22 protein-coding genes are annotated in these 24,849 nt (G+C 44.5%); 2 read left to right on the forward strand and 20 right to left on the reverse strand.

The genetic code is table 11. The annotated features are described in order from the left end of the window. Nucleotide 1 precedes the first annotated feature (1 nt). The 5 genes from BM265_RS02590 to BM265_RS19930 all read right to left on the reverse strand — a co-directional run bounded on the left by BM265_RS02590 (nt 2) and on the right by BM265_RS19930 (nt 5,437). Nucleotides 2-754: an exodeoxyribonuclease III gene (locus BM265_RS02590; RefSeq protein WP_074959910.1), complete on the reverse strand. Its 753-nt coding sequence runs from the start codon at nt 752-754 to the stop codon at nt 2-4. Nucleotides 755-1,071: 317 nt separating this feature from the next. Then, the gene (locus BM265_RS02595) at nt 1,072-1,689 is read right to left on the reverse strand and encodes a phage head-tail adapter protein (protein ID WP_347500672.1); all 618 of its coding nucleotides are present in this window, start codon (nt 1,687-1,689) and stop codon (nt 1,072-1,074) included. Between the two features lie 186 nt (nt 1,690-1,875). Beyond that, nucleotides 1,876-2,397, reverse strand: a complete 522-nt coding sequence (gene nrdG, locus BM265_RS02600; RefSeq protein ID WP_074959912.1) for an anaerobic ribonucleoside-triphosphate reductase activating protein — start codon at nt 2,395-2,397, stop codon at nt 1,876-1,878. A gap of 69 nt (nt 2,398-2,466) precedes the next feature. Then, nucleotides 2,467-4,761: an anaerobic ribonucleoside triphosphate reductase gene (locus tag BM265_RS02605; protein ID WP_074959913.1), complete on the reverse strand. Its 2,295-nt coding sequence runs from the start codon at nt 4,759-4,761 to the stop codon at nt 2,467-2,469. A 505-nt stretch (nt 4,762-5,266) separates the two neighbouring features. Further along, nucleotides 5,267-5,437 (reverse strand): hypothetical protein, encoded by a 171-nt coding sequence (locus BM265_RS19930; protein WP_177219525.1) that lies wholly within the window; start codon nt 5,435-5,437, stop codon nt 5,267-5,269. Between the two features lie 282 nt (nt 5,438-5,719). On the opposite strand from BM265_RS19930, the gene asnB reads away from it, so the two are divergent. Beyond that, nucleotides 5,720-7,555, forward strand: a complete 1,836-nt coding sequence (gene asnB, locus BM265_RS02610) for an asparagine synthase (glutamine-hydrolyzing) (protein WP_074959914.1) — start codon at nt 5,720-5,722, stop codon at nt 7,553-7,555. 84 nt (nt 7,556-7,639) lie between these two features. On the opposite strand, the gene BM265_RS02615 is transcribed toward asnB, so the two are convergent. The 3 genes from BM265_RS02615 to BM265_RS02625 form a co-directional block, all read right to left on the reverse strand. Next, nucleotides 7,640-8,338 (reverse strand): ComF family protein, encoded by a 699-nt coding sequence (locus BM265_RS02615; protein ID WP_074959915.1) that lies wholly within the window; start codon nt 8,336-8,338, stop codon nt 7,640-7,642. Nucleotides 8,339-8,472: 134 nt separating this feature from the next. Then, a complete protein-coding gene (locus tag BM265_RS02620) occupies nt 8,473-9,822 on the reverse strand; it encodes a hypothetical protein (protein ID WP_242940753.1) in 1,350 nt (449 codons plus the stop codon). A 217-nt stretch (nt 9,823-10,039) separates the two neighbouring features. Next, a complete protein-coding gene (locus tag BM265_RS02625; RefSeq protein WP_074959916.1) occupies nt 10,040-10,651 on the reverse strand; it encodes a phosphoribosylanthranilate isomerase in 612 nt (203 codons plus the stop codon). A gap of 409 nt (nt 10,652-11,060) precedes the next feature. On the opposite strand from BM265_RS02625, the gene BM265_RS02630 reads away from it, so the two are divergent. Further along, complete coding sequence (locus BM265_RS02630) at nt 11,061-12,713, forward strand: putative bifunctional diguanylate cyclase/phosphodiesterase (RefSeq protein WP_074959917.1); 1,653 nt, start codon at nt 11,061-11,063, stop codon at nt 12,711-12,713. Nucleotides 12,714-12,729: 16 nt separating this feature from the next. Here the strand turns inward: BM265_RS02630 and BM265_RS02635 are convergent, their stop codons facing one another. From BM265_RS02635 to BM265_RS02690, 12 genes are all read right to left on the reverse strand, one after another. After that, complete coding sequence (locus tag BM265_RS02635; protein WP_074959918.1) at nt 12,730-13,158, reverse strand: hypothetical protein; 429 nt, start codon at nt 13,156-13,158, stop codon at nt 12,730-12,732. A gap of 11 nt (nt 13,159-13,169) precedes the next feature. Then, nucleotides 13,170-14,663 (reverse strand): Y-family DNA polymerase, encoded by a 1,494-nt coding sequence (locus tag BM265_RS02640; protein ID WP_074959919.1) that lies wholly within the window; start codon nt 14,661-14,663, stop codon nt 13,170-13,172. A 187-nt stretch (nt 14,664-14,850) separates the two neighbouring features. Further along, nucleotides 14,851-15,984, reverse strand: a complete 1,134-nt coding sequence (locus BM265_RS02645; RefSeq protein WP_074959920.1) for an N-acetylmuramoyl-L-alanine amidase — start codon at nt 15,982-15,984, stop codon at nt 14,851-14,853. Between the two features lie 33 nt (nt 15,985-16,017). After that, nucleotides 16,018-17,106: an aspartate carbamoyltransferase gene (pyrB, locus tag BM265_RS02650; RefSeq protein ID WP_074959921.1), complete on the reverse strand. Its 1,089-nt coding sequence runs from the start codon at nt 17,104-17,106 to the stop codon at nt 16,018-16,020. Between the two features lie 218 nt (nt 17,107-17,324). Next, nucleotides 17,325-18,428, reverse strand: a complete 1,104-nt coding sequence (locus BM265_RS02655) for a DHHW family protein (RefSeq protein ID WP_074959922.1) — start codon at nt 18,426-18,428, stop codon at nt 17,325-17,327. Nucleotides 18,429-18,440: 12 nt separating this feature from the next. Next, nucleotides 18,441-19,817, reverse strand: a complete 1,377-nt coding sequence (locus tag BM265_RS02660) for an MBOAT family O-acyltransferase (protein WP_074959923.1) — start codon at nt 19,815-19,817, stop codon at nt 18,441-18,443. Further along, nucleotides 19,814-20,413, reverse strand: coding sequence for a ribonuclease M5 (locus BM265_RS02665; protein ID WP_074959924.1), 600 nt, complete (start codon nt 20,411-20,413; stop codon nt 19,814-19,816). The genes BM265_RS02660 and BM265_RS02665 overlap by 4 nt, the downstream gene beginning before the upstream one ends. 2 nt (nt 20,414-20,415) lie before the next feature. Beyond that, nucleotides 20,416-21,483, reverse strand: a complete 1,068-nt coding sequence (gene holA / locus BM265_RS02670; protein WP_074959925.1) for a DNA polymerase III subunit delta — start codon at nt 21,481-21,483, stop codon at nt 20,416-20,418. Nucleotides 21,484-21,543: 60 nt separating this feature from the next. Beyond that, nucleotides 21,544-21,834 (reverse strand): hypothetical protein, encoded by a 291-nt coding sequence (locus tag BM265_RS02675; protein WP_074959926.1) that lies wholly within the window; start codon nt 21,832-21,834, stop codon nt 21,544-21,546. Nucleotides 21,835-21,903: 69 nt separating this feature from the next. Further along, nucleotides 21,904-23,856, reverse strand: coding sequence for a ComEC/Rec2 family competence protein (locus BM265_RS02680; RefSeq protein ID WP_074959927.1), 1,953 nt, complete (start codon nt 23,854-23,856; stop codon nt 21,904-21,906). A gap of 60 nt (nt 23,857-23,916) precedes the next feature. After that, nucleotides 23,917-24,261 (reverse strand): histidine triad nucleotide-binding protein, encoded by a 345-nt coding sequence (locus tag BM265_RS02685; protein ID WP_074959928.1) that lies wholly within the window; start codon nt 24,259-24,261, stop codon nt 23,917-23,919. A 25-nt stretch (nt 24,262-24,286) separates the two neighbouring features. Beyond that, a complete protein-coding gene (locus BM265_RS02690; protein ID WP_081358340.1) occupies nt 24,287-24,799 on the reverse strand; it encodes a GrpB family protein in 513 nt (170 codons plus the stop codon). Between the last annotated feature and the right edge of the window lie 50 nt (nt 24,800-24,849).

A 24,849-nucleotide genomic window follows, 5' to 3' on the forward strand; every position in this document is an offset into this window, starting at 1 on the left:
CTTAAAACTCTATATCCAATTCAACAGGACAGTGATCGCTGCCTTCTATATCTTTAAGTATCTTTGAATCCTTGACCTTATCCATAAGTCTTTCCGAAACTACAAAGTAGTCGATGCGCCATCCCGCGTTGTTCTTTCTTGCGTTGAACCTGTATGACCACCATGAGTAGGCCCCTGTCACATCGGGATATAGTCTGCGGAAAGTATCAGCAAATCCCGCCGCCAGGAGCTCCGTGAACTTGCCGCGCTCCTGATCTGAAAATCCTGCGTTGCCTGCATTGCTCTTGGGATTTTTAAGGTCTATCTCCTCATGTGCAACATTCAGGTCGCCGCAGTAAATAACAGGCTTCTTCTTGTCAAGCTCCGAAAGATAAGCCCTCATATCGTCTTCAAACTCCATGCGGTAATCTATGCGCTTGAGCTCGTTCTGCGCATTCGGGACATAGCAGCATACAAAATAGAAATCATCATACTCGCAGGTTATCACCCTGCCCTCGTCTGTGTGAGTGCCGTTCAGCCCGAATTTTACATCCAGCGGTTCTTTCTTTGTATAAACAGCAGTACCCGAATAGCCTTTCTTTATCGCACTGTGGAAATACTTGTGATAGCCATCGGGCGAAAAATCTGCCTGATCCGGCTGCATCTTAGTCTCCTGCATACAGAAGATATCGGCATCCGCTTCGGTGAAAAAATCCCCGAATCCTTTTTGCAGGCAAGCCCTGAAACCGTTTACATTCCATGATATAAATTTCATAATATAATACCCAACCTTTTCCGTATCGCACTATTTTCGTATTTATTATATCACATTATTTAACAAAAGTAAAGACTTCGGGGAATACATATCATGTCTGTTTATTTAAAATTTTAATAATATTAAAGCTAATGTATCAACATATCCCACAATCTGGAAAACTGCAACGCAATACTATTCTAAAATAATTATTCTAACTGCATACGATGTAGATATCCGTCTAAAAGTGACAGCATAGAATCAACCCATGAGAAAATTTAAAATAAGGTTTTGCCCCTAAGCGTTCTTCGTTAAACACTTCGGGGCATCGAGTTCAGTTATTTGTGTATCTTATTTGCGATTCTTATACTTGCCTCTGTATGCATTATCCAGTGCCGCGAAAATGGCATTTGTATCAGACCGCGAATATCTTTTCCGCACCAATAATCAATCAGCCATACAGCATTATCGTCAATGCTGACAACATTCAAGTTTTGCAGTATCTCTCTGCGCTCTTCAGATATTTTTTCTTTAAGTTTTTCGTAAGGCATTTCACGCAGGATTTTTTCTGTGCTGTCTTTGACTTCAAAAATATATGTATATAATTCGTTTATATCTAACTGCCTTGAAAACTCCGAGATCTCATTTTTTACAAGCTCGTTGCCTGTAGAAATTATAGGTGAATTGATCCTCTCTTTATATTTTCCCGAAAAGAAAACTTGCTCATCACCATTTATCAAAGTGTGTGCAACTATGTCTTCGATCCTGAAAATGTGCCACAATGAATAAGCGATGGTCTTACTGTGATAGCCCTCCGCATTCATGAAAGGCATTTCAGAAAAATCGTCTGCTGAAAGCTCGTTTTTGAAAGATATAAGAGTGCGCATCAAATTGCTGCGTAGTTCAAGCAATGTGTTTATACCCTCAGAAAATGAATCCCTCTTTTTTATCTGCATTTGCATAAGCTTATTCATCCCAGACCATTCTTTATTCATACCGTTCACCGCTTTCCCGTTTTGTTATTTAAAATTATATCATCCAGCTGTCAGATCGTAAATTAAAAAGCCACAGTACCACTGAATAATTTCAGAAGTACTATGGCTTAAAACTTCTTGATCATTACAGCAATTTAAAAATCAGATTCAGAGCAGCTCGTCATCGACCTCAACTGCTTTTCCCTCTTTCAGAGAACGCTGAACATCGATAAAACGCTGATTTGAGCTTCCGCGGAATTTCAGCTCCAGGGAGCGTTTGTCTTCTTCATATCTTCCGTCAACCAGATAATCAAGCTTTTCAAGCAAAGCCTTGCAGTCGGGTTCGGTTTTGCCGCGCTCGATGAGCTGTTCAAAGGTGTAGCCCGTAAAGCTGATGATATTCAGCCTGCGCTCCTTGAAATCACGTATTTTGTCAGCCAATGAAAGCAGCGCAGCACACTGACAAAACGGCTCGCCCCCGCTGAAAGTTACGCCGTCAAGCAAGGGGTCTTTTATTATCATCTCAAAAATACGATCGGTGTCATCTATCCTGCCGCCATTGAAGTCGTGGGTCTGAGGGTTTTGACAGCCCTTGCAGTGATGGGGGCAGCCCTGGGTGAACACGGTGAACCTGAAACCCGGGCCGTCAACTATAGATTCTTCAGCCAGACCGGCTATCCTGATCTCCATAATAAACCTCCGATATTTGCGCAAAATTATCTCCTGTACAAAACAGATGGACAGGAGATAATGGTATGGTTATTTTTTCTTGCTCTTTGCAGGCTTCTTTTCAGCCGTATCAGCAGGAACAGCATCGATCTTGATACGAGGTATCCTCTCGTGAGTGGACTTACGGTGCTCAGCTTCAGATCTGCCACATCTCGGACAGCGGTCACCGATGATACCTGTGTATCCGCACTCGGGGTCTCTGTCAACAGGGTGGTTGATAGAGCCATAGCCTATGCCAACCTCTTTCATGTATCTTACGATCTTTTCAAAGGCGCTCAGGTTGCCCAGAGGATCGCCGTCAAGCTCAACATAGCTGATGTGACCTGCATTGGTCAGCTCATGATAAGGTGCCTCGATAGCTAGCTTTTCAAAAGCATTGATCTTGTAGTATACAGGCACGTGGAACGAGTTGGTATAGTAATCTCTGTCGGTAACGCCGGGGATGTCGCCGAAAAGCTCCTTGTCCATCTTAACAAAACGTCCAGAAAGACCCTCAGCAGGTGTAGCCAGCAGAGAGTAATTCATACCGGTAGCAGCGGTCTCCTTATCCATACGCTCACGCATATGCTTGATGATCTCAAGTCCCAGCTTTCTTGATTCCTCAGATTCGCCGTGGTGCTTGCCTGTCAGAACTTTAAGACACTCAGCCAGACCGATGAAGCCTACAGAAAGTGTACCGTGCTTGAGCACTTCTTCTACGCTGTCATTGTACGAGAGCTTTTCAGAATCCATCCAAACGCCCTGTCCCATAAGGAAAGGATAGTTCTTGACTCTCTTGCTAGCCTGTATCCTGTATCTGTGCATCAGCTGATCGATACAAAGCTGGAGCTTTTCGTCAAGCAACTGATAGAAAAGGTCGATATTGTAATGAGCCTTGATACCAAGTCTCGGCAGGTTGATAGTTGTGAAACTGAGGTTTCCTCTGCCTGTAACGATCTCTCTTTCGGGGTCGTAAGCATTGCCGATAACTCGTGTACGGCAGCCCATGTAAGCGATCTCGGTATTGGGGTCGCCCTCTTTGTAGTACTGAAGATTGAAAGGCGCATCAATAAACGAGAAGTTCGGGAAAAGTCTCTTAGCCGAAACTCTGCACGCCAGTTTGAACAGGTCGTAGTTCGGGTCTTCCGGATTGACGTTAATACCCTCCTTGACCTTGAAAATGTGTATTGGGAATATAGGTGTCTCGCCGTTTCCGAGACCAGCCTCCTCAGCCAGCAGGATATTCTTGATTACCATCCTACCCTCAATAGAGGTATCAGTACCATAGTTTATCGAACTGAAAGGTGTCTGAGCGCCTGCTCTGGAATTCATGGTATTAAGGTTGTGTATCAAAGCTTCCATAGCCTGATAGGTAGCCCTGTCAGTCTCCTTTACAGCACTCTTGAATGCGAAATTCTGTATCTTCTTAACGACCTTTGCATCAGCATAGGAAGACAGCAGCTGAGCTTCCTCTTCCATGTAGCCGTTATCATTTGCAAGTGTGGGAGTAAGTCCCCTCTTAGCCAGAAAATCAGCACATCTCTGAGCTATATCGGGATTATCGGGAACATCAGCCAGCAGAGAGAGACCTCTGCGGATATTATCTCTGTAACGGTGGCGGAATGTCTTCTTGACGCCCTCAGCCATGTCATAATCAAACTTAGGGATAGACTGACCGCCGTGCTGGTCGTTCTGGTTGGACTGTATAGCTATGCAGGCAAGAGCGGCATAGCTGGTTATATCATTAGGTGTCCTCAAGTATCCGTGACCTGTGGAGAAACCGCCAGTGAAAAGCTTGGTGAGGTCTATCTGGGTGCAGGTAGTTGTGAGAGTATAGAAGTCCATATCATGGATGTGGATATCGCCGTTTTCGTGAGCCTCTGCGTGCTCCTCTTCAAGAACGTACATCTCATAGAATTCCTTAGCACCAACAGAGCCGTATTTCAGCATGGTACCCATTGCGGTATCGCCGTCGATATTTGCGTTCTCGCGCTTCAGGTCGCTGTCCTCAGCAGACTTGAAAGTAAGGTCTTCATACACCTTCATAAGACGGGTATCCATCTCACGAGCTTTAGTTCTCTCGGATCGATAAAGAATATAGGATTTTGCAGTAGCCGCATGACCCTCTTCGATAAGCACTTTTTCAACGCAGTCCTGGATCTCTTCAACGGTAGGTGTCGAGATATTATTTACCATCAGCATATCAACTACCCTGCCCGAAAGTTCAAGCGCGGTCTCATAGTCGCTTCCGCCGACAGACTGAGCTGCCTTATAGATAGCCTGTGCTATCTTTTCAATATTGAAAGTAACGGTACGACCGTCCCTCTTCTTTATTTTTACGATCATGGTACTTCCTCCATACTTTATTGTAATAAAGTGTTGAACTGCATTCAACCACCATATCTAGTATTCAAAATGCGTTCGTATTCTAGTATATAGTAATATCATTCCAAAGTCAAGGCGGGGACCTGCCAAAAAGTATCACACATATTTGTGTACATTGCACAACGCAGCAATTGGTTTCTTGTGCAAAACAATTACATTTTGGAAAATCAAAACAAGACAAATATATCCCGCTGACCTGTCAATTTATACATCAACTAACCATGACAAGCACATTTACTTGTCGGTTTCAATGGACTTTTACGGCTTTTTTGTGAAGTAAAAAGCTTTACACCCAGAATTACATATGCTATCCGGAATACAACTTCGCGCCAAAAGGTTACAATTTGTAACCTTTTCAAATTGACAAGTGATATTGCTTGTCAGTACTAATATTCGTTTCAATTCATAAAAAAGCACCTTTACCATGACAGCAAAGGTGCATATCAGAAATCAAATCAAGGAATATTTACTTTTCGCTGCTGTAATCATGAGTTACCACAGGCGCACCGTATTCCTTTTCAAGCACTTCTTCAAGACTGGTGTTTACCATATAAGCACCAAAAGATACGAGCATGGCGAGCAGTCCTATAAGCAGTGCGATATCCAGTCTGAAACGCTTCTTCTTTTTCTCCTTCATGCCACTCTCCCCCTTTGAAGATCTTAATGGTAGTAATTACATTATTTATTATACACTATCTTTTAATATTTTGCAAGGGGGTAAATCAAATTATTCAAAAAGGCACTAAAAATCAGATATTGATTGCTATTTAGACAATTTTTTGCATATGACTTTGTTTATTTTTACAAAATACCTATTGCAAATACATTCAAGGCGGTGTATAATATAAGTTGTATTTGCAGCGGAGATACTATCCGCTTTTATGATCATTCAGATTTATTCTGGGAAACGAGGGTATTTATGTGTGGTATCGTAGGATTCACAAACAAAATTGACAATGCGTCCGATGTTCTCGGCAGAATGATGGACAGGATTAAACACCGCGGTCCCGATTCTGACGGAAAGTATATCGATGACGGTGTTGCCATGGGATTCCGCAGACTTTCTATCATCGACCTCAGTGATGTGGGCAGTCAGCCTATCTTCAATGAGGATAAGTCGCTGGTGCTGACTTTCAACGGTGAAATATATAATTTCAAAGAACTCAGAGATGAACTTATTGCTGCTGGTCACAGCTTCTACACCAAGACCGACTCCGAGGTGCTCATCCACGGTTATGAGGAGTGGGGCGAAAAGCTTCTGGACAGACTGCGTGGTATGTTCGCTTTCGTTATATACAATAAAAATACAGGTGAGCTTTTCGGTGCAAGAGATTTCTTTGGCATCAAGCCTTTCTACTATGCACAGATGAACGGGACTTTCATGTGGGGCAGTGAGATCAAGAGCTTTCTCGACCACCCCGATTTCACTAAGGAGCTGAACACAGACGTTCTTGAAACTTACCTGACCTTCCAGTACTCCCCTACTGAGGATACTTTCTTTAAAAATGTCAAAAAGCTCCTGCCTGCCCACTGCTTCACCTACAAGGACGGCAAGCTGAATATCCGCCGTTACTGGGAAGTAAAGTTCAATGCAGATAACGGTCCCGATCTTGAAAACTGGGTCGAGAAGATATCCGATACTTTCAAGAATTCTGTTGATGCACATAAATTCGCAGATGTTGAGGTGGGTTCATTCCTTTCCAGCGGTGTGGATTCAAGCTACGTTGCAGCAGTTGCTGACGTTGACAAGACCTTTACTGTAGGTTTCGGCGAGGATGAGAAGTACAACGAGATAGGCTATGCTAAGGAATTCTCAAAGTACATCGGCAAAGAGAATTTCTCAAAGGTAATCACTCCCGAAGAATATTGGGATAATCTCAAAAAGATACAGTATCATATGGACGAACCTCTTGCTGACCCTGCGGCTATCGCACTGTTCTTTGTGTGCCAGCTTGCTTCAAAGCAGGTAAAGGCTGTGCTTTCAGGTGAGGGCGCTGATGAAATTTTCGGCGGATATAATATATACCACAACCCCGCAGATATGGCAGCATATTTCAAGATTCCCAAGCCGCTGAGAAAAGGTGTGGGCGCGATCGCTGAAAAACTTCCACACAAGCATGGCGTAAATTATCTTATAAGAGGTTCAAAAGACCTGGACGAGCGCTTCATCGGTAATGCCTATATTTTCTCTGAAAAAGAACGCAAAAAGATACTGAAGATTAAAACAAACGCACCTGATGCTATGGCTGTCACCAAACCATACTACGATAAAGTCCGCGATCAGGATCAGGTCACACAGATGCAGTACCTCGACCTCCACCTCTGGATGGCTGGAGATATACTGCTGAAAGCCGATAAAATGTCAATGGCTCATTCCCTTGAACTCCGTGTACCTTTCCTCGACAGAAAAGTTATGGAACTTGCCGAGAAGATACCCGCAAAATACCGCGTGACCAAAGAGAATACCAAGTACGCCATGAGGATAGCAGCACTCAAAGCCTGCCCACCTCAGACAGCAAATAAGAAAAAGCTTGGTTTCCCTGTTCCTACAAGAGTATGGCTCAGAGAAGATAAATACTACGGCATAGTAAAGGATTGCTTCACTTCTCCTGCCGCAGAAAAATTCTTCAATACATCCGAGCTTGTAGCCCTGCTGGATGACCACCGTGATATGAAATATGACTACTCCAGAAAGATCTGGACAGTATTCACATTCCTTATCTGGTACGATGTATACTTCGGCGCAGGAGTTTAAAAACAAATAAAATCATGCCACAGTTCATCGGAAGAACTGTGGCATTTTTTGACAACAAACCAAACTTACGGAAACTGCAAAAGCTCATGGCAAAATATCATCCCCGCGATCTTTGTAAACAGCCGAAACAGCCGCACTGCAAGCATAAACTTTCTTAGCACCCATGGACTTCAGCTGTGCAGCGCAAGCCCTTATGGTTGAGCCTGTCGTGATAACATCATCGCAAATCAGTACGGTCTTTCCTGAGATATCACGATGCTTTGGCAGCGCAGTATAAACCTCCTCTGCGTGGCTCTGACGTTCCTCACGCTCCAGTTTGTGCTGTTCGGTGCTGTCCTTTTTCCTGCCAAGCAAGTGAAAATTCGTTGGCTTGCCAAGCTTATCCGCCACAAAACGCCCTAGCAGCTCCGCCTGATCTCTGCCCCTAATTATTTTCTTTGAAATATGCATGGGTACAGCAGTTACAATGTCTATGCTGTCTGCTATTTTCCGCGCCAGAAGCCGCTCTGCTATCATACCCGCACTGAGCTCAGCAAAATTGAATACAGCATCACCGTGTTTCAGTTTATAGATAAGCCCGATGATATCGCTCTCGTAATAAAACACGCCCACCGCACCGTCAGTGTTTTCAATGCGTATAAGACCCTCAAAAGTATCGGGTATATCTTCTGCACATTTTTCGCACAAAATATTATCCCACTTTATCACATTTCCGCAAAATGCACAGGTGTTGGGAAAAACGATATCCGCAAGATATTTGTAGACTGGTTTTGATGCAAGCATAATATCACCTCAGCAAAAAGCTCCGCCTTTTCGGACGGAGCTTTGATAGTACAACAATTATAGTATATCCTGCCCCGCATATTACAGTATGCGGATGTAGAACATTCTATATCATTCAATAAGAACACTTTATATTACAGATATGTACCGTAATCAGCATTCTCCTTGTTGATGGCCTCGATCTCTTCGTTGATATCGCTGACTACCTTGCCTGCCTTATCCTTTTCGTCAATAAGGATAAGCAGCTTAGCCTGCATTTCCTCGATCTCCTTCTTCATCATCTCAACCTTGGTGTTGCAGTCGAATGCATCGTTTTCTGCATCAGTCTTCTTGGACTTCAGCTCCTCGATTTTCTTGTTATTAGCCGCAATCTGCTCCTGAGCAAACTGCTTCATTTTTTCCAAAGCGCTCATGCCCGGATAAACCTCCTTCACTTCCGTGGAAACTACTTCCTCGGTATTATTTTCATATCCGATCTCAGGGATATCTTCAACTGGCTCAGGTGCCTTGGTAAGTTCCTTTTCAAGCTCTTCGGGACTTACCGATTCGATAGATGGGATCTCGAGGATCTCATCCATAGCAGGATCCTCAGGCACATCATCTATGAGGCTTACCTTGTGATCTTCAGCAGGTTCGCCGTTTCCGTTATCATCATCACTGGGCAGCAGGCTGACTTTGTGCTCCTCAACTTCCTCTTTCTCGATGATAGGAGGAAGATTTGCTTCCTCAACAGCCTTTCTGAGAAGCTCTGCCTCATCAATAGTATCGGCAGAAGTCTCAGCCTTTACTGTCTCTTCAACCACAGGCTCTTCCACAGGCTTTTCTTCAGCTGCAGGCTCATTGCTTGCAAGACCGTAAGAAGCCGAAACAGGCTTGGGGTCATCATGCTTTGAATACGTAGGAGGTGTATACTTGGGTCTTACGGGCTTTGCGATCTGATCGCCCTCAAGACCTGTTGCAAAGTTGCTGAACTTATTATCCTTATCCTCGGTTCCGGAAGACTTAGCAGGAGCAGGCTCAGCTTTCTTGCATGCTTCAACTCTTCTGAAATGTTCGTCCATAACGTCACGAACAGCCAGAATATCAGCCTTATCCTTGTTAAAAAATTCTGCGATATCGTTTACACTTCTGCCGTCTTTCAGCATCTTTGCGATGCCCTCTGTATGCTTATCGAGAAATCCCTCGTCGTCCATATCAAGGTTTACTGTTATCTTGACGGGATGATCGTCACTCTTGGAGTTTCTTTTCAGGAAGCCCACACCCGGGAACTTAGCCTTCTGACCCTTTTCGTTCTCCTCTGTGATAGAATGATCTACCTTGGGCTGAACATAGCTTTTATACTCAGGAAAATACTTCTCTACTATACCAATAACGTTCGCTTTAGGGATATTATTCATAGATCTTGAAATTTCATCAAAACTATACCCCTCTTTATACAAACGAACGATCTTTTCATTAGTGCTTTCTTCCTTCTTCTTAGCCAAATTAATCAATCCTTCCATGCATATTCCGGTATCAAGCTGAAAACAGCTCTTTGCAAATGCAACAGACACCGTTTTTATCGCTCTTGTATATTATACAATATTTGAATTAAAATGTCAATACAATTTGTCGAAAATCTCTACAATATTTTAATATTTTTCTCGGTGGAATATTTTAATAATTGTCAGAAACATGATATTAACATTTTACAAAACACAATTATGCCATTCGTGCATTTTTTACAAAGGCAAATATCTTGTTTCTGTCCTTTCCGATTCCCTCTTCTTTCTCTACTCCCGATGATACATCGACACAGTCGGGTCTGACACGTTTTACAGCATCAAAAACGTTTTCGGGATGAAGTCCTCCAGCCAGTATGAACATTTTACCGTCACGGGGAATGTCGTCAAGAAGCTTCCAGTCAAAACATTTTCCGCTTCCATACTCAGCAGCATCAAAAACATAACCGCAGACCTTGTCAAGCTTAGCGTATTTCTCTAAGCTTCCGATGTCCGTTACATTGAATGCTTTGACTATGGGTATAGCGGAAGCCTCATAAGCTTCATCGAAAAGTTCACCGTGCACCTGCAGGATATCGAACCCTGCCCCGCTTATCTCCCTGACCTGTTCAGCATCGGGCGACACCGTCACCGCACATTTTTTCACATTATCCGAAAGCGCGCTCATTATTTCCTTTGCCTGAGAGATGCTGACATTCCTTTTGCTTTTAGGGAAAAACAGCACCATTCCTGCCATATCCGCTCCGCTTTCCGAGACATTCACAGCGTCCTCGGCAGATACAAGTCCGCAAATTTTTATCTTAACTGACAATTATATCACCATCCATAGATATCTGGTTCATTCTTCGTTAATTATTATAGCATATTTACTTTTCAATTTCAAGTCAATTGTGCAGATTATTGAATTCCATAATTTAACATTCTGTAAACTGAAATTTCTTAGAAAAGCTTATCTTGTGCTTTATTTTAGAAATAATTAACTGAATTTAATCTGTATTAATCAATTTCTAAATTTATATATCTGCCAATATTAGTCAATTTCAATGATATTTCTTTGTTTGAACAGTAAAATAGTTTGCTTAATTTATGCTCTGTATTGTGATATTCTTAGAACTTTTAACATATCACTTGATTTTTACAAACTTTCCTGTATAATGGTATTAAAGATTGGGTTTGTTACCGATAAAGTATTATTTTGATATTGATATCGGGGTGGTAATTTGAACGATAAATTTAAACTTATAAAACAGTCCTTCAAGATGCTGGAGGGTCTGTCTGTTTTCGATGAGGAGGTCATCCGTGAATCTGTAAAGCCTATAGCAGAAGCATACGGCGCTGCAGCAATTATACTGGAGATCCCTTTCAGGTCAAACACCAAACAGCTATACTATCTCTACGGCGATAATTCTGTTGATATAGTCGGCAAACAGATATTTACCTATGAAGGCAGGCGCAGGGCAGGCGTAAGAACCGTCATCACATGGATCAGCAGCGGCACTGTATGGGACGCTGAAGATCTTGAAGACCTGGATTTTATCAGTACGACGGCTTGCACGCTGTCCGAAAAGTTACGGCTGGATGCCATGGCAAACAGCTACTATTATATCGATACCGTCACAGGCGTAAGCAATAACAACGGTCTTGGCAGATTTGTCAGCAAACTGATAAGACGAGGTATCTTTGATCAATACGGCTGCGCACTTCTGGATATAATCGGTTTCAGCTATGTAAATAAAAAGGCCGGATTCCGAACAGGAACAAAGGTCATTAAACAGTATGCATCAAAGCTGAAAGATATGTTCGGTGCTGATGAACTTGTTGCTCGTCCCGGCGGAGATAATTTTATCATCATATTCAAAAAGGAGAATATCGACAAGATCAACAAGCTGCTCAAAGGTATCGAAGTAAAGGCAAGAGTAAACTCCGCAACTTTGAGATTCAACCTCACTGCCAGGGCTGGTATTTACATGGTAGGTACTCCCGACCAGACTTTTGACAAGGTCGTATCGTATCTTTCTACCAGCCTCAACTACGCCAAAAGCTACTCGCGGACAAACGTTGTCTACTACACCAAAGACGTTGAACACAAGGTGATTGAACATAAGGAGTTCTGCCAGAAGTTCAAGAACGCCATAGATAAGAACGAATTCTATGTGCTATATCAGCCTAAGGTATATACAAAAAACAACACTCTTTACGGTGCTGAAGCTCTCGTCAGATGGAACAACGATGGCAAGGTGATATATCCCGGGGATTTCGTTGAGATATTTGAAAGAGAGCATCTTATATCCGATCTTGATTTCTACGTTCTGGAACAGACCTGCCGCGATCTCCGCAGCTGGGTGGATAATGGTCTTGAACCTGTAACCGTGTCCGTAAACTTTTCCAACGACCATCTCGGCGATGATGAACTTGTTGAACGTATCATCGCGATAGTCGATAAATACGGCATCGACCATCACCTTATCGAGATAGAGATGACGGAAACCGTAGATGTCTACGAGATCAATCGTCTTCTCACTTATGTCAATGGACTTCACAAGAACGGCTTCACCGTGGCGATAGATGATTTCGGTATCGGCTATTCATCACTGCTTATGCTGCAAAACATATCGGTGGATGTTCTGAAGATCGATAAAGCTTTCATTGCCGAACTTACAGGTGACGCGGAAAAACGCGAAAATATCATTCTTCGCCATATAATAAATATGGCAGAGGAATTGGGTGTAGAGATAGTTGCCGAGGGCGTTGAGACCGATGAACAGCGCAGCAATCTGACAGATATGCACTGCCATCGGATACAGGGATATTTTTATGATAAGCCTCTTTTTACCGATGCTTTTCGGAATAGGCTTTCTGCTAAGACATACTGAAAAAACGGAGCGTTTCTCAAACGAACGCTCCGTTTTCTATTCCTACGAATTCCAAACTGCAAAGATCATCTATCGGTATGCGCGCACCGTCAGCAAAAACCAGAGAATTCTCATAACTGTCAATGATGCGCACAGCTCCTTTTTTTACATTGTAACTTCCGCCTGATTTCTTTACGTCCGGCAGAAAATACACAGCCAGTATCTCAGGTCTTTCCGCGATATTCTCCATCAGCCTGCAAAGCTGAGAATTCAGCCTGTTTATACCGTCTTCGTCAAGTTCTCGCTTACAGTCAGTGTACCGCGCAGTCTCACAGACCGCGTCATCATAACCTGTCAAAGCCGCAAATGGCGCGAACTGTGCCGCACGGTCATGTCGTGACATAGGCGGAAGATCGTCATAATAGGGACGGCTCATTTCTTTTATATCGCTGTAATCATGAAACATATCCTCACTCCTCAAGCCTTGTGTCCGCCGATAGTTCCGTTTCTCTCGCGGGCAGTGCCACCCTCAAGATAGTTAAAACCCTTGAGCACCGCATTTTTTCCGTATCGGTGCTTGATCTTCAGCATCGCCTGCTGTATGGCTTTTTCCTTGTGGTAAGCCTTTTCACGTTCCTCACTCTCCTGCTGGGATGAAGCTATCGTGAATATATCCAGCTGTTCGCACATATCATATTCAGATGCTTCTTCCTCATATATCAGATTGCAAGCGGCGATGTTCAGCCTGCGGAAAAGCAGTCTGCTGTCAGCTATCCGCTCAAAAACTTCGGTCACTGCCGCAGTTATCTCCTTTGAAGATGCCGTGTGCCGCCTGAGATTTACAGTACCTCTGGAATGTTTCGGTATCGACCTGCCATAATGATCTCGCACTACTTCGCCATCGTAATTCCTGCCTGAAAGACTTTCTCTGTCATACCCAAGCATCAGCACCAGCTGATCTGTAACCAAGCCCTTTTCTGCCAGATCAAGGGAAAGCGCATCAGCCATCTCGCGTATTATTATGTGAACATCCTTGTATTCCGTAGGCTTTTGCAGTACCTGCCCCGATGACAGACTTTTAGTTTCGGGACGGTATGCCTTGACATCAGCCATAGTAGTAGGCTCGATCCCCCATGCATGGTCAATCAGAAGTTCCGCATTTTTTCCAAGCTCCCTGTAAATATTGCCTATCCGCCACCTATCCAGTGAATGCCTTGCAATATCGCCCATAGTCCGTATCCCAAGCTTCTCAAGACGCTTTGCGATACCTCCGCCCACCCGCCAGAAATCAGTGATCGGGGTGTGCTCCCACAGCTTTTCGCGGTAAAGCCTTTCGTCAAGATAAGCTATACGCACTCCGTACTTATCCGCAGGGATATGCTTCGCAACTATATCCATCGCTATCTTGCAAAGGTACATATTAGTGCCGATGCCTGCCGTTGCGGTTATCTTTGTTTCTGAAAGTACATCACGAACCAGCATAGCGGCAAATTCACAGGGCGATACCCCATAGGTCGTCAGATAGCTCGTAGCATCTATGAAAACCTCATCTATCGAATATGCAAAAATATCCTCAGGTGCAACATACCTGAGATATATCCCGTATATCTTTGCGCTGACCTCCATATACTTCGACATCTGCGGCGTTGCTGTTATATAGCTGAGTTCCAGTGTAGGATCGGCTTTCAGCGCCTTATCCGAATCCGAGTTTCCCGAAAATCCCCTGCCGTGAAGCTTGCTCCTGCGGATACTGTTTATCTCCTTGACCTTTTCCACAACTTCAAAAAGCCTGGCCCTGCCCGATATCCCATGAGCTTTCAGCGCAGGCGTGACAGCCAGACAGATAGTTTTCTCAGTACGCGAAGGGTCAGCCACAACCAGATTAGTATCCAGAGGGTCACGCCCAAGTTGAACACATTCCACCGATGCATAAAAGGATTTAAGATCGATCGCCACATATATCCTGTCCATAAGTCACCGCCTTTCGCACGTTTGTTTGTATATATTCTATCATACATTTGTTCGATTGTCAATAGTTTTACGAAAATTTGTTCGATTCGACTATAAAAAATACAGACAGCAAAAATCTGTCTGCGTAAAAATTCAAGGCAGATACCTCAGCCGAAGTATCTGCCTTTACAGGAAAAATCCCTAATTATTATTCTGTCATCATTGGGTCAGTGTAGTAACCCATGCCGTCATCGGTATAAACGGTTTCCGGTTCGGATTCAGCCTGAGTATCATCATAGTCATCATATCCATAACCGTCATCGTAGCCACCGTCATAGCTGTATCCGTCTTCCTCGGTCTGACTGCTGCCTTCATCGATTTCCGAGCTCTCGTCGGGCTTGCTTTCAGTCTCCACAGGCGTTTCTGCGGGGGCGGGCTTATTCGATAAAAGCTGACCGTTCAACAGCCTTGCACCGTCATCGTCGATAACCCCCAACTCATTCGCTCCGCTGATTATCGCATTGCCGATAGCTCTTGCATAGGGTTCAAGGCTGGCTTCCAAAAGCTGATTGTCGATGTCGCTGGTAAGATAACCCATATCCAGCAGAACGCTGGGCATGACCGTCAACTGGTTTATTTTGTAGTTAACGGAGTTGTCATTGGGATATCCCGCGCGTACTCCCCTGTTTTCCGATATGCCTATATCCTGCAGCTTTGCCATTATCTTCTCAGCGAAAAGCTTGTCTGATTCGGGCTTTGAAGTATGTATCCAAGCTTCAAAGCCGTGGGTATCACTGCCCTCTATCTCGTTACTGCTTCGATGTATCGAAACAAACAGATCAGCGCCGTTATCATTGGCGATATTGCATCTTTCCTCAACACTGATATATCTGTCGTCAGTCCTGGTCATAATGACCTTTACTCCGCAACTTTCAAGATAATCTCTCACAGCCTCGGCTATCTTCAGGGTGTCGTTCTTTTCAAACCTGTTGTCCTCGCCTATAGTGCCCTTGTCAAAACCGCCGTGGGCGGCATCTATGCAGACAGTAAGCTCTATGCCGTCATAAACAACATCGTTCTCCTTGTTTTCGGGAGCTGCGTAGTAATCATCGCCCTTATTTTCAGTCGAAGATGTGACACCTGCCTTTTCGCCTTTGCCTTTCTGTGACTTTCCCGAAACAGCGCCGACGATCTTGACGATAACAACAATTATGAGGATGATTGCCACCAGCGCAATGCTTATCCTGCCCCAGTAGACCTTGACCTTTTTCTTCTTGTTTTTATTTTTACGAGGCATACGGCCGTATACCTGATAAAATTCTTCATCTGACATTTTATACATGGATATCGCTCCCCGTTATCGGCGGAAAACTGATCATTCCACCAGCGTTCTTTCGTCGCAGTACTCACATTCAAGCATTGTGCCGTCGCCCCTGAAATAATGGGGCAGATAGGTCTCCTTGTGGGTTATGCACAATGGATTCGAGCATTTCTGATGATTATGCACCTTGCCTGTTATGAGGGGCACTTTCAGACTGTTCTCTTCAAGCATCGTGAGTATCAGCGCCATTCTGATATACATACCGTACTTAGCCTGTTTGAAATACATAGCTCTTGGGTCGTCATCGACTTCGATAGCTATCTCATCAACTCTCGGCAGCGGGTGAAGAACTATCATGCTTTCCTTAGCCTTAGCCATCTTCTTTTTATCCAGTATGTAATGACCTTTCTGCTTTTCATATTCCTCGGGACTAGCAAATCTTTCCCGCTGAATTCTGGTCATGTACAGAACATCAAGCATTCCCACCGCATCATCAAGTGATGATACTTCCTTGTAAGGGTGTCCGCCTGCGGAAAGCACATCTTTGATGTAAGCAGGCAGCGCCAGTTCGGGAGTTGAGATCAGCACAAAACTGGTACCCTTGAAGCAGGACATTGCCTTTATCAGCGAATGTACCGTTCTTCCATTTTTAAGGTCGCCGCAAAGACCAATGCACAGACCCTCCAGTGAACCTTTTTCCTCTTTCAGGGTCAGAAGATCGGTAAGTGTCTGGGTCGGATGAAGATGTCCTCCGTCGCCCGCATTTATAACAGGACAATCGGCAGTCAGCGCAGCCGCTTTCACGGATCCCGCAACAGGGTGTCTCATTACCATTATATCTGCATAGCCCGAAACTATCTTAGTGGTATCCTTGATGTTCTCGCCTTTAGCGACCGAAGAAGTCGCAGGGTTGTCAAAGCCGATTATCGTTCCGCCCAGCCTGAGCATAGCCGTCTGAAAAGACATCTGTGTCCTTGTAGACGGTTCATAGAACAGCGTACCCATTATCTTGCCTTTGCAGCTCTCAACATAAGCTGAGGGGTCAGCCATTATCTCGTGAGCTCTGTCCAGCAGTTTTTCCCACCAGCTAACGGAATAATCATTAAGGTCGATAAGGTTGAGGTTGTTATAAAGATTTGCCATAAATAAACTTCCTTTCAGCACTAAACATACCCTTAAAACATCATACTGTTATATTATAACACATCTTGTCAGAAAAGTAAAGACACCATCAAAAAATTCTCGGCCTGTTTCGGATGTGAAACAAGCCGAGCTGTCATAAGATATAAAACAATTGCCGCCGAGAAGCGACCTCATGCTCAAACCATGTAGTAACGTATCGAGCTGTCCGCCCGATGACATTATGTAAGTGTATCAAAGAACGATGCCCTTGAAAAACTATCGATATCAAAGATGACCAATATCTGATCGTAATCATCGGGGTCAACAACGTCCGAAAGCTTCATATCAGCCTGCTTCAGCCTGTTGGGGTCTACCATGGTTATCTTGCTGTAATGGGCGGTGTAGAAAGGCACTATCGTATTCGCATAACTGCCCTTGATTATAAGGAGCTTCGGATTATCTTTCAGTTCCGTGAAAACATCTGTCTTTATATATCTGTTGCCCAGCAGGAATATATCCGTCTTTTTACCGCTTTTGAGCGCCGATCGGAAATATACCGACTCCGCTTCCTTTTCGTCATCATTGCTGTACATTTTTACTTTAGTTACAGGGCTCTGGTACTTTGACCTGAAAATATTTATCCTGTCAGGTTTGATACTTCCCACCATCGCCTTGTTGTAGAGACTTCCCATAAAGTTAGCATCGGCGTACTCCTGATCGTAATTATCAAGGGATACCGCATTAAAACCAAGCTGTCCGACGGATTCGGTATAAGCGTAATATGCCCCGAAGCTGGTCCACAGATCTTCAGTCCGATAATAGACATACTCATCACGCGCAGAATACAACGGATAAAAGGCATCGATGGAAATTATCCTCCTGTCCAGCTGCATATAAGCTTCGTTTATACGCTCTCGCTGACCTCCACAGCCAAGCAGATCGGGGATATCTGCGCTGTAAACTCCCCCTGCGGTAGGTGCAAGCATCATGTATATCGGACTTTCCGTATTAGCGGCAAGCTCGTTTATGTATGCCACATTCTCGATGGTATTATCCCCGCCGTGAAAATCCGATACCTTTACAAGTCGTTCTCCGGCAATGAAAGTATCACCGAAACGCTTTCTCCCCACAAATCCCATAAGATTTCCGAACATGGAATGCCAGTTTGAATTCATGGGAAAATTCTGAACCACGTATTCCGAACAGGCTTCTTTTGTCGTACCACTGTTCCTGGATATATCATCAAAAGATACCTTGCCCTGGAAGAAAAGTGTGCTGACAGCAAACATCAGCAGTATCGCAAAGAAAGCAACAACAGTTATCGCATCTGAAAACTTTTTCACTCAGCACACCTCCTAAAACATATATATGCAGTTTTCGCCCGAAACCAGAAAAGCTGTGCATATTATCAGCAGAGCTATGACCCATACGGGCTGAATTATGGTCGTCAGATATTCGTTGTTGAAGACCTTTTTCCTCTTCAGATATCCAAAAGCACCGAATGATACTATTATCGCTGTTATCATCGGACAGCTGTAGCTTCCCAGCAGATAGCTGGATGCGGTATCAAGAGTATTGTTGCCGCTGCCGAACATTGCCGAGATGTACTGCAGTGCCTCAGCAGGCTCAGAAAAAGCCATGAAAGGCATTATTACCAGCATCACAAAAAACAGTATAATGTATCTGACAAAGACCGGCAGCTTTTTCAGCGGAGATTCCAGTATCTTTTCAAAACACAGCACTACTATCAATGCCGCCCCGAACATCACGGATCTCATGGAAACGCCGTACCACAGCACTGCCAGCATAACCGAGAATATTATTGCAAGAAATTCCGAAAAGCCATTGCCGTCACCCTTTATGTTCCTGTAAATATAGTTTCTTGACCAGTGATACAGCGACGGATTAGCACGTCTGCACAACGCTCTGAAACTCTTGGAGTGTATCCCTACCGGCAGACTGTAATTCAGCTCTATCCCCATAAGAGAAGCCATTCCACAGGCCATACAGCAGAAAGCACAGACTTCAAAATAGAAGAACATAGCAAATGCCAATGCACCCATCCACGCAGTAGTCGCAGGCATACTTTTCAAAGGGATGTCAGTCACATCGTGCCACATATCATTCATGGCGTTTGATAAAAAAAGCTTCATTATAAGACCAAGCATCAGCATCCTGACACCCACAGCACATTTTGAAAAGCTTGGTTTTGGATCTTCAAACTGAGACTTCATCTTGTCAAAGCTGAGTATGGGCCCTGCACCGAATGTCGGAAAAAAAGCGATATACTCAGCAACTGTTGTGAACCTGTGCTCGCAGACATACTTTTTCTTGTAAACGTCTATGCAGTATGCCACCGAATGCAATGGCATCACTGCGGCACCGACGGCAGCAGCGCTTTTTATCAGGGATCTCTGCCCAATGAGAGTCATAAAGTCAGTACCGTCAAATGCCGTCCGATGAAACAGCAGTAACACTGCAGCATTGACGGCTATTTCCAGACCGAGGAAGACCTTACCCCAGACTTTCTCCCTGAAATTATGTATGAATATACCGAACAGATATCCGCTCAGTATGCAGACTCCCATAGGTATCAGCCCCATAGGGTCCGCCCAAAGGATAACACCCGCACCCGCCAGTATCACCAGCAGCCTTTTCAACACCTTGGGCGTTATCAGATAAAGACCCGTAAAAACGGGCAGAAAAAAATATAAAAAGCTGATATCGCTCATTTTTCCGCCCCTTTCATTTTATTGATAAATTCTATAAATGCATCTCTGCCCATCATGGTGCTTACTGCATCACGCAGAGCGTTTGAAGAAAGTTTAGCAGGTAATCCAAGGGATTCCGCCGCCTTTTCACGCAAAAGCGAACTGTTAGGTGAACCGTTCAGACCCAGAGCGATCATATCCTGTTTTGTCACAGGTTCACGGACTATCTCCGCATCTCCAGCAAGTCCCGCCTTTTCAAAAGCCTCTCTCAGCACTTCGACGCTCATGCCTTCAACTCCTAGTTTTCCCTCTTTTGAAGCATGATCTTTCCTGCGCTCCTTGCCGAATATCACAGGGCAATACACATTGATGATCTGTGCATCACCCACAAGACTTTTTATCCGTCCGCGTATCTGCTGACCCGCAGTATCCGAATCCGTCAGAATGATAAGCCCTACACTTTTCGCGTACATCTGAATGAGTTTTATTTTGTCCTCACTCCTGTAAACTCCGAAACCGTCAGTGGTGATTATCACTCCGTCTATAACATTTTTTAAAGCGATCTTGTCGTACTTTCCCTCAACAACGACCGCCTGCTTGACTTTGATCTTTTCCATCATTAAACCCTGCCGTTTCCTGCCATGAAACATTCTGCCACACGCTGTTCTAGCACCAACATAGCGCCTTTTTTATCCAGCGATGTGGTCTTCATAGTAAGATCGGTCTGAGACATTATCTTCAGTACCTCTCTTATCTTGGTAAGGGAAATACTTCCGCAAATCTGAAAAGCTTTTTTCACCGCGAATTCCCTGTTCTTCGCATACCCGAAATCCTTGCAGGCATCAGCTGCTGACAGCCCCGATGACCTTGCAAGCTTAGCACGATATATATCCGTCAGTGAAAATCCGATTATGCTCACTATCTCATAAGCATCATAATCCTGCTTTGCAAGCTCGGAAAGTCGATTGTATACGTATTTTGCATTGTTGTTGAGGATATTCACAGCCAGCTCGTAACCATCTGATTCAATGTGCTTTACGCATATGGTGTCGATATCCTCTTTCGTCACCGACCGCCCCTGTGCATAAGCCGAAAGCTTGTCGATCTCCTGCTTAATATAAGCCGAATCGCAGCCGCAACACTCCGCCAGATATTCAGCTGTCCTCTTATCAATGGAGCAGCCGTTCTTCTGCAAAGCCGCCGCGATGGAGCGACCAAGCTCACCTGCCGACTTATAAGCAAAGTCCACCACCTCGCCGTACTTAGCGCAGTGGTCACAGAACCTCTTATTCTTGTCCGTGAGATTCCTCTTGTTCTTGTAAAGGTCAACACCGGTAGAATAAATTATTACCGTGGTGGTCTCCGAAAGATTGGATACTATCTTCCTCAGGGCATCGCCGTCCTCTTTGCTTATGTCCTCCATGCGAAGATCGTTTATAGCGATAACAACACGTTCTGCGAACATAGGCAAAGCCTCGCAGGCATCAACCAGCGCAGGTATATCCAGACCCTTGCCCTCAAACTTATGAAAATTCATGAACTGAGCATCCTTCGGACAAAGCTTGTTTATCAGCCATTTTGTAAAGCTTTCAATTGAAGCCGTATCATGACCGTAAAAATAGTAAAGGCTTGCCGCCTCACCATTTTTGATATCTTTAGTAATATTTGAAGTATTGCTGACAGCCATAACACAGCCTCCCTGACTAATTTTATGCTAAAATTATCCTGATATAGATCAGAATTTATATTATTGAAACCATATAGGTCCGACTATAAATATGCCCCAAAAGTAAACCGTTACAAGAACAAACAACTCGGAAACACACCAATAGATTATTTTTGATTTTTTTACTGTAAGTGGACGAACAAAGTAAACAACAATGACGGACAGCTGTAAAAAGATAAAGAAAATAGTTTCCTCTACAGCAGGAGATATGAAAAATTCAGCACCTTTCGCAGCACCCTTAAACATAAAATAAAGATTTACGGATAAAAATGCCATAAACGAAAGTATAAGTTTAACACCGGTCTTTTTCATGCTATACCGCCTTCCTGAATCCAGAAATATCTTGTTGAGTAAAAGCGGACTTACAAAAACACAGCCACATCAAAGCCGACTAAGTTCATGCCCGTCAAACTCCAGAGCAAGTTTTTCGTCTGAGATATCGATCACATCGCCATTTATCTCCATCTTACCTTTGCCGAGGAAAAGCTCACAGTCTTCATAGCTGACAATAAATCCGCTCTCCGCTGACTTCACCTGCATATCTCCGATATCAGCCGTATCACCGCTTTTAAGATAGACCGTCCGTCCATCAGCCGAGATAAGATCATCGCAGACAAACACGATATCCGGCTGCAAAAAGAAATCGTCCTCGTAACCCGCAGCCGTCACCACGCCATCATCAAGGATAAATGCGTATGGCATCTCACGGATACCAAGCTTGTCCATCCGGTGCTGCAAAGCGCTGTCCATTTTGCCCTTGCAGCCAACATCAAAGATAACAGCCCTGCCGCCTGTTGAAACAATGTAAGCCGATTTCTTGCCGTTGGGCAGAACAGTCACCCTGATATCATCATTAATCACTCGCGCGACCTTTCCGCAGGCACACCATACAGCAAGCACAGCCGCAGTACACAACGCGTCTTTCCTGCTGTCCCTGATGCGCACACATCCATAAGTCATCAAAACGGAAGTCCCGATAACTAAAAAAAGCAAAACATTCGATGATGCAAAAACATAGCTGAAATCATACCTCGCCAGTATATCCGAACAGTAAAGTACGAACTTCACAGGTACAGCCGTCGCTATAAGCAAAGGTGTAGCCAGAGCGCTACCGCCTGTAAACAGCACAATAAAACATATCTGCAAAGATATCGTGCACAGCAGTTCCAGCAGAAGATTAGTAACAACCGATGCAGCTGAAACCCCGCCAAACAGCACTGCAGATGCAGGCGCTGTCATAAAAAGCACAGCCGCTGAAAGTCTAAGCGTGCTCCCGGCTTTGCCGTCTTCTTCGTGTTTTGAAAGTGTGACAAACTCTATAGCCGCAACCGCCAGGAATGAAAGCAAAAATGAAGGCGATATCGCCGTGTAAGGTTTAGCCACCGTAAGTAACACAGCACAAAGTCCAAGTGAATTCAGTCCGTCGCTCTTTCTGCCGAAATAGTAACCGCTCCGCGTGACAGTCATCATCACCGCAGCTCTCACTACACTCTCCGACAGACCTGCAAATACCGCAAAGCCCCATATCTCAGCAAGAGTCAGCCAGTAGACAGCCCGCTTTGCCTTGACGATTTTTCCAACAGCGTATCCAAAGAATGCAGCAGCAATAACAAGATGTATTCCCGATACAGCAAATATATGCCCAAGACCGCTCCTGTAAAGCTCTGTCTTCATCGCAGGAGTCATCTCGCTCTTGTCTCCGCAAAGCATCGCACCAAGGAAAGCACCCTCGCGTTTCGGACGGACCGAAGTTATCTTCTCAAACAGTCTGTCACGGTATTCTCGTATCCCGCTGAAAACAGGGTTCACCGAACGCCCCGTAAGCTCATAGCTTCCCGTGGCATACCCGCCCTGCAAAAACACGCTCTTTGAAAAGTTGTAGCTCCCGCTGTCAAAACGAACACCGTCTTCGATAACGCTGACAGTATCCGTCACGGATATCTCATCATAATAATGCATATCTCCATATGGCAGAACATAGCTTATCTCCGTGCGTATGCCGTCAACCTCACCGCAGACCACAACTCTGTCATAATTGCCGTCGATTTGTGAGAAGTCCTTAACATAGCCCCTCATTGTGACTTCTTTTCCGTCCATCGCCGTAAGCCTGTCATAAACGAAATGAGTGTAGACCGAATTCACGGCGATGCCCGCCGCGAAAGCTATAAAACATACCACCGCATGGCGACGATAATTTTTTAGCGCAGAAAATACTATCACCGCCAACCCAAGGGCTGTCAGCAGGAACATTACATTCTTTTCACTGCGAGATACAGCTCCGAACAGCAGTGCTGCCCAGAACGAAATACCCGCCCAAGCTGCTTTTCTGGTCATATTATCACCATACTTATAAGGCTGCCGAAAATTCCTTTCCGACAGCCACAAAACCTAATCTTAACCCGCAGGCCAGGTAAGCGGTCTGCCCGCAAGAACATGGAAATGAATATGGAAAACGCTCTGTCCTGCGCTTTCGCCGCAGTTCGAAACAACGCGGTAGCCGTCCTTCATAGCCTCGTTTTCCTTAGCGATCTTCGCGATGACCTCGTAGATATGCGCGATAACAGCACTGTTCTCCTCAGTAACCTCGCTAAGCTTTGAGATATGCTGTTTAGGAATAACAAGAAAATGAACAGGCGCAGTAGGTGCGATATCCTCGAACGCATAAACAAGTTCGTCCTCGTAAACCTTCTTTGAGGGTATCTCCCCAGCGATTATCTTGCAGAATAAACAATCAGACATTTTTCATACCTCCAGATCAAATAATTTATATTCCCAACTCACCGTATATCTTCTCGATGAACGGCGATTTATATTCAATGTATTTTCCCATATCATCGTGGAAAAGTGCCGCTCCCTCTTCCTTAATTCGGCTGTATTCCATCACAGCTTCCGGATGTGAACGCAGATAGTCCCTGAACGTGATGTGTCTTTTAAGTTCAGCTGAATCTTCCGCACAAACATAAAGATGATGCTTGCGTAGATGTTCCTTGCCCTCGTACTTAAAAGCCTCGCGCCCCTTTATGCCAAGGTCGCCCTCGTGATGATATCCTGCCTTACCAAGCGCTTTAATAACATCGCCAAGCAGACTTAAATCGCCTATCACCACATCGATATCTATAATAGGCTTAGCCGAAAGCCCCTTTACAGAAGTGCTGCCGACGTGCTCTATCCTCAGTGCCAGACTTCCCAGCGCATCCGCCAGTTCATCTCTTATAGCCTGAAAATCAGACGTCCAAGCCTCGTTGTAAGGCTCAACGATCACAGTCTTGCCCATCAGCCTTTCCTCCGATACATATGAAGAATATCTGCCAGCGGCGCAGATGATTT

It is taken from the genome of Hominimerdicola alba (genome assembly GCF_900112155.1).
Lineage (GTDB): Bacteria > Bacillota > Clostridia > Oscillospirales > Ruminococcaceae > Hominimerdicola > Hominimerdicola alba_D.